We start from the raw sequence: 4,661 nt of genomic DNA on the forward strand, positions 1-4,661 counted from the left end.
CAAAAGGCAAGATCTGACCCTCTAGCTCTTGCTCTAGCTCTTGCATTTTTGCTTTCCTTCTTTCGGTAACAGGTAAGCAAGTGTAGCCCGGATGGAGTGGAACGAAACCCGGGGTGTTCGATACCCAACATCCTGGATTACGGCTGCGCCTGCATCCAGGCTACGCTGGGCTATTTAGGAATTAGACGGATTTATTATAGCATCCTTGAATTGCATAAAAGGGATTCGTGAAAATGATGGAGCCAGGAGAAATAACTTATTGAGAGCTTGTGGCGGATTTTGTCTTTTGGGCAGTGAAAAGCAAAAGGCAAGATCTGACCCTCTAGCTCCTCGCATCTTAGCGATTTGACCAAACAGTTATTGCAGCAACTCAAATCCATTAGTCGATCAGAGTATGTTTTAACAGGCGCGGATTATCGTCAACCATTAGCAGAAAATGCTTTGCCAAGGGCAATTAAACGTATTCAAGATCGTTTGGGTATTCCTGAATGGACAGCTCATGATCTGCGTCGTACTTTTGCCACTCAACTAGGAGAGACGCTCCAAGTAGATCCGGTAGTAATTGAGAAATGCCTTGGCCATAAAATGCCCCGGATTATGGCAACGTATAACCGCAATGAAATGTTGCCTCAGAGACAAGAGGCTCTTGAGCGTTGGGCAGCTTGTATTGAACATACTACGACTGGAAAATTGATATTTTTGCGAACACAGGTCGGCTGACTTGAGGTTTACAAAATTAAAAACTATAATTAATTTGTAAACATATAGAGAGGATATTAAAATGTTGGGTAATCGGATATATCGGGCACGCAAAGCGGCACGGTTAACTTTGAGAGAGTTGGCTGAAAAGGTATCTCTAAGCCACACTGCAATCCAAAAATATGAAAACAATGAAATGACTCCTGCGTCTGACATGCTTATCAAATTAGCAAAAGCGCTTGATGTCAAGGTTGAGTATTTTTTTAGACCAGAGCGATTTACCCTTCAAAATATTCAATATAGAAAACATGCTGATATGCCGGAGCATGAGTTAGAGGAAATAAAAGCTAAAATTCTGGATCAAATTGAGCGGAGAATTGAGCTTGAAAGTCTGTTTCCTGTTTCTCCTATTCAAGACTTCAAGCTAGGGGAAAAAAAATTACGTGGTTATGATGACATAGAAAGAATCGCCAATGAAGTAAGAAAGCAATGGAATTTGGGATTAGAGCCGATAGCTAATTTAATCGATACTTTTGAGGAAAACGGCATAAGAGTATTTGAAATTGATAATCAGCTATACCCGAAATTTGATGGTTTTTCCGCACACATTAATGATCTTCCTATTATTGTCATTGGAAGCAATTGGCCGGGTGATAGACAGCGATTTACCCTTGCCCATGAATTAGGGCATCTTGTGTTATATGGTTTTATGCATCCAGATTTAGATGAAGAACGATGTTGTAATCATTTTGCGGGAGCATTTTTATTACCTAAAGAGTCTCTTGTTTTAATTATGGGTGAAAAAAGAACTTTTATTGAGCCTCGAGAACTTAGTATTTTAAAACAAGAGTTTGGAATTAGCATGCTAGCTATTCTTCACAGAGCAGAAGATGTTGGCATTATCACCAATAGTGTTTATCGTAAAATTCGAAGTACCTTTAATGAGAATGGTTGGAATAAAAAAGAGCCTGGAGAGCAGTATCCAAAACAAAAAACCTATTTATTTGAGCAAATGATTTTTCGAGCACTTGCAGAAGAATACCTTGGCGAATCCAAAGCCGCGGAGCTTTTAAACTTGAATGTCGAACAATTAAGAGCAATACGGTCAATGGAGTGCCATGATGCTGTTGTTAATCAGTGACTCTTGTGTATTAATTGATATTGAACAAGGCGAATTAACCAGCTCAATGTTCAGTTTGCCTTATCAATTTGTGGTACCTGATACCTTATTTGAGGAAGAGTTAGCTGAACGGCATGCAGACCTAAAAAATTTTGGCTTAATATCAAAGTCTATGCGCGGTGAGTTAATCGCAAAAGCTTATAACTTAAGACAGCAGTATAATCGCCCCAGCTTAAATGATCTGTTGGCTTTAATTTTAGCGGTTGATGAAACAGCTATATTACTGACAGGAGATAGAGCGTTAAGAGCGGTTGCAAAAGTTCATCAAGTTGAGGTGCACGGAACCATTTGGCTTGTAGAACAAATGATCATAAATCAATTAATATCTACTGACGTTGCTAAAATAGCATTCCTAAAAATGAAACACTCCGGTAGCCGGTTGCCTTGGAGTGAAGTAGCGCGGTTATTAAAAAACTATGGCCATGACTTCTGATATTGGTTTATCAATTAGAGTTTAAAAAGGCTAAGGCCGCCGTAGCGATCTTGAATGCTCCTTCTACACTTAGGTGGATGAGACGATGTTATTTTAGCAGATAATATGATAAATATGCAGCATTAAGGAGTCAGACCAAAGTAACTCTATTTTCGTACACAAAAAATATCAATATCATTTAATATCAATGAATATCAGCATTTGAAATGCTATTGACCTATGCAATTTCCTTCCTACAATGAAACCATAAGGATTATTAATTAGCTTAAAATGGATGATAAGAGGCATGAATTTTTTATTTGCCAATGCTCATGAATTAGCAGCGTTACTTGAGCTCCCATACATACAAAGAGTAGTTTATCTGATGGGTATTCGTCCCTACATGGACAGGCAAAGTTGCATTGTAGGCATCAAGCGCAGGATCAGTTATCAATCACTGCGTGAAACTCTTTATGTTGGCCCGATTGCAGGTGTTAAAACTGGCAGTCCAAGTCTTCAGCAAATGAAACGAGCTGTTAAATCTCTTGAACGTGCTGGACTTATTGAGATTCAGTCCACTAAAAGGCACTTGATAGTAAAGTGTATTTACGCCGAATTAGATAACCCTGCTCAAAAGAAGGCCGTACCGAAGCCGAACCTTTATCCCGACACAAACCCGACACAGGAAGATGCTTTAGAATTGGGGGAATTATGTAATTTTAGACAAAAACCCAACATAGCCAATTACACTGAGGCCGACCCACCTCAGAAGTCAGAAGATTATAATTATATTTATATGTGTAGCAAATTTGAAAAATTTTGGAAAAATTATCCACATCCCGTTGATAGGGAAGCGGCTTTTTATCAATTCAGAGAACTTAATCCTGATGATAAGTTATTTGAAAAGATTATGGCGGGATTACATAGGCAAATTGAAAGTTACAATCTTCAGGTGATGTTAAGTGAATGGGTGCCGAAGTGGAAATATCCATCTAACTGGCTAGCCAAAAAATGTTGGCAAACAGATCCGTATGTGTTTGAGCAATCATTACCAGTTGTACATGACTTGGAAAATCAATAGATAGGCATTCAAGAAGACTGCAGACTGGATAATACTTAACTTCATAGATGGAGGAAGCTCAATAACTGCTAATGCACTGCACTTTGAGAAAGAAGAATAACGTCACTATGATCTATTATTTTCTGCGTCACTGCAATTTTCCAGCAGTGACGCAGAAAAATCACTTTAATATTCCCCAGTAAAATCAAGGTATTCCGCTATTTTGTCCGATCCCGCCTATCGGGATTGGACATATTACACTAGTCGGGAGTAAGTATATGGCTGGGTAGAAAAGTCTGGTTTGCTTGCGAAGGGTAAAAAGATTACATAGACTTTAAAACTGATAAATAACTCTGACAAAATATACTTTGACTAATGATAATTTCAAAAGGATAAAAGAATATTACAGGAAGTTAGCTCTCTTTTATTCTAATAAAGGTAAAAATGAACGTGAGCGAATCAGTGTTGAGGTGTTTCTCAGCCTTCTAGGTATAAATTATTCTAAGGTTGATGTGCTTTCAATTAAGGAACAAAACAATCCTGTCGATGTTCTATATAAAGAGTGTAGATTCCAAATTAAAGAAATCCCGGATGATGTCAAAAGACATAGAGATATAAAACAAACTTATGAAGCATTAGAAAAAGCTGAAAAAGACAAAATTGACTGGCCGATATCTGTTTATGATAAATCTCCTTATCAAACGGCATGGGGAAAAGTTACAAACAAACTAGAGCAAATAGAAAAAAGTTACTCTAATGAAGTAAAAAATGGATTGGACCTGCTTTTTTATATTACCAATACATCAACTGAATTATTCAATATTAACGATTTTTCTAGAGCGAAAGAATTAGAAAAATATGGATTTCGGTCAGTATCAGCAGTGATTTGTGATAAGCAAGCAGTTATCTTATTTGTGACAGATCATTCACCTCCTGAGTTGAAAACTAACTTTGGAAAACTATTTCTTTCTTCGTAAACTCTGCGTCACTGCAATTTAATGTGCAGTGACGCAGGAAAATCACCCTAATTAGGCTCAATAAAATCAAGGTATCTAGAGATTTTGTCCTGACGCCCGTCTGGCGTCAGGACAAAATTTTTATCTTGAACTGATTGTTTAGCACTAATCTATTTGCTATTTTGAAATGAAGCATAACTGATGAGCCATACAGGCGAAACGTCATTGACGTCTTATGCAAAGCCACTTTAACCCTTAACTTGTGGCTGGATGTTTAGTAGGGTAAGTAAAGGTAACAATTTTTAATAATTGTGCGTATTCCGGAGGACTTGATCACTAATTCCGTTAGGCATT

At 37.7% G+C, this 4,661-nt stretch carries 4 protein-coding genes and 1 pseudogene; all 5 read left to right on the top strand.

The genetic code is table 11. The features are described from left to right. Positions 1 to 333 precede the first annotated feature (333 nt). Positions 334 to 720 (top strand): annotated as a pseudogene (locus tag CC34_RS0110025) (tyrosine-type recombinase/integrase); the annotation flags it as partial. Positions 721 to 781: 61 nt separating this feature from the next. After that, positions 782 to 1,840, top strand: a complete 1,059-nt coding sequence (locus tag CC34_RS0110030; protein ID WP_027228026.1) for a helix-turn-helix domain-containing protein — start codon at positions 782 to 784, stop codon at positions 1,838 to 1,840. Then, on the top strand, positions 1,818 to 2,312 hold the full coding sequence (locus CC34_RS0110035) for a PIN domain-containing protein (protein ID WP_028378831.1): 495 nt from the start codon (positions 1,818 to 1,820) through the stop codon (positions 2,310 to 2,312). Before CC34_RS0110030 ends, CC34_RS0110035 begins: the two co-directional genes overlap by 23 nt. 286 nt (positions 2,313 to 2,598) lie before the next feature. Continuing rightward, entirely contained in the window at positions 2,599 to 3,372 is a 774-nt protein-coding gene (locus CC34_RS0110040) for an LvrA C-terminal domain-related protein (RefSeq protein WP_027228028.1), read from the top strand. A gap of 347 nt (positions 3,373 to 3,719) precedes the next feature. Further along, positions 3,720 to 4,328, top strand: coding sequence for a DUF1780 domain-containing protein (locus tag CC34_RS0110045; protein ID WP_027228029.1), 609 nt, complete (start codon positions 3,720 to 3,722; stop codon positions 4,326 to 4,328). Positions 4,329 to 4,661: the final 333 nt, after the last annotated feature.

Origin of the sequence: Legionella pneumophila subsp. fraseri (assembly GCF_000586315.1) — a bacterium.
GTDB classification, from domain to species: Bacteria; Pseudomonadota; Gammaproteobacteria; order Legionellales; family Legionellaceae; genus Legionella; species Legionella pneumophila_B.